The sequence below is a fragment of the Metabacillus niabensis genome (assembly GCF_902829255.1).
Lineage (GTDB): Bacteria > Bacillota > Bacilli > Bacillales > Bacillaceae > Metabacillus > Metabacillus niabensis.
The window spans coordinates 1-2,018 of record NZ_CADEPK010000391.1 but is presented as its reverse complement, the minus strand read 5'-3'; the positions used below and the strand labels follow the sequence as shown (position 1 = coordinate 2,018).

The following is a 2,018-nucleotide window of genomic DNA, read 5'->3' as shown; positions in this document are numbered from 1 at the left end:
ACCCAAGTATGTGTATCATGAAGCTCAATTGTTAAATCGGTCCCAGGTGCTTTGTAATGAAGCTTTTTGTATTTTTTACTATTTAAATAATCAACTTTATTATGTAGATTTTGATCATGCTCTTTCCAGGCTTTTACTGGATCAGGTTGATCAGTACGTGTTGTTCTGAAGATTGCTTCCCACAGTTTTTCGACTTGTTTGTCTTCAGCTTCATTAGGAAAGACCTTTGCAGCCCAGTCTTTGGAAGCAGCGGCAATTACTGTCCAGCTTGCTTTATCTGCTTGCAAATAATTTCGGTATTTTGTAAGAGCAATCCCTGATGCTTTAGCAGCAGCAGCAATACGTTTCGGATCAATTCCACTTAAAAGGTCTGGATCAGATGATATAATGGACATAAACGCACCGTCATTTTCAGCTAATGTTTCAAGACCTTTCGCTTTCCATTCAGGGTATTCGCTTAATGCTTCTTCAGATGCAAGCTCAAAGCGAGTTCTTGACACAATGTCATCATGCCATTCAACATAAACATTGCGGGCACCTGCCTCATAAGCTTTTCTAACAACGATTCGAACAAATTCTGCTACCTCTGTTGAAGCATTGATCGTTAAATTTTGATTATGTTGGATATTAACTCCTACGCGAACAGCTAGTTCAGCGTACTTTTCTAGGTTTTGTTGAAATGTTGACAATACGATTACCTCCAAATAATAAGATATGCTTAACTACATACAGTTTTGGAAAATCTCTAATTATTTCTTAACTGTTAGATTTATTTTATCAAAATAATCATTTTTAGGAAAAGAAATAGCAAATAAAGCTTAATTACTTTGAGCTGAGTTAAAAAGTGATTAAAATAGACATATCGAGGTGAAGATATTGAATTATTTAGACGATCAATTTATTTTAACAGCAAAACAAAAACAATTATTAGAAAAAACTACGAAGCTTTCAGATGAATTTGCATTACGTGCTGACCATTATGACAGAGAGGGATTATTTCCTTTTGAGAATTTTTCCCGTCTTAAGGAAGAGGGATATTTAAAGCTAACAATCCCTAAAAATCTCGGTGGGGATGGAGCATCACTATATGATTTTTTACTAGTTCAAGAAAAAATTGCCCAAGGTGATGCTGCAACTGCTTTGTCATTAGGGTGGCATTTAGGGCTATTAATGAATTTAAATGAAACAAAAAAGTGGGAATCAAGTACGTATGAGAGAATTTGTCACGAAGTTATTTCCGGGAATAAATTAATTAATAGTGCTGCAACTGAGCCAAACTCAGGGAGTCCTGCTCGGGGAGGAAAGCCTGAAACAATTGCTAAAAAGGGTGAAAATGGTTGGATTATTACAGGGAAAAAGATTTTTACATCCCTTGCCCCAGCATTAGATTATTTTATTGTTCCTGCAACGATAGAAGAAACAGGTGAAATTGGTGATTTTCTCATCCCTAGAACATCAAATGGGTTAACAATTGAGGAAACATGGGATACGTTAGGGATGAGAGGGACAAGAAGTGATGACTTACTCTTAGATCAAGTAAAAGTGCCTTTTGATGCTTTAGTCGAACGTAAGGAAAAAAAAGAACGTCCAACTGCACAAGGTTGGTTATTGCATATACCAGCTTGCTATAGCGGAATTGCAATTGCGGCAAGAAATGAAGCAGTTAAATTTGCGAAAACATATCAACCAACAAGTCTTCCACATCCAATTATGCATGTACCTGAAGTGCGTAGGAAAATTGCTGATATTGATCTAAAATTAACAACAGCACGTTCATTTATGTATCAAATTGCTAGAAAATGGGATGAATCAAAAGAGGAACGTGCATCTTTAGCCTATGATTTAGCAATCGTCAAAACAAGTGTGACAAACATGGCTGTAGAAGTTGTCGATATAGCTATGAGAGTTGTTGGCGGTCAAAGCCTTTTCACATCAAGTGCGTTGCAAAGACATTATCGAGATGTACGTGCAGGTTTACATAATCCACCTTCAGATGATATTACATACAAACTATTAGC

2 protein-coding genes are annotated in these 2,018 nt (G+C 36.4%); one reads left to right on the top strand and one right to left on the bottom strand.

Going from position 1 to position 2,018, the window contains the following annotated elements; translation table 11 throughout:
* Nucleotides 1-689, bottom strand: a 689-nt coding sequence (locus HU235_RS22320) for an aminopeptidase (protein ID WP_174881637.1), incomplete at its 3' end; no start/stop codon positions are given.
* A 187-nt stretch (nucleotides 690-876) separates the two neighbouring features.
* Between HU235_RS22320 and HU235_RS22315 the strand changes: the two genes are divergently transcribed.
* Nucleotides 877-2,018: acyl-CoA dehydrogenase family protein (locus HU235_RS22315; protein ID WP_174881636.1), on the top strand; the 1,142-nt coding region annotated here is incomplete at its 3' end.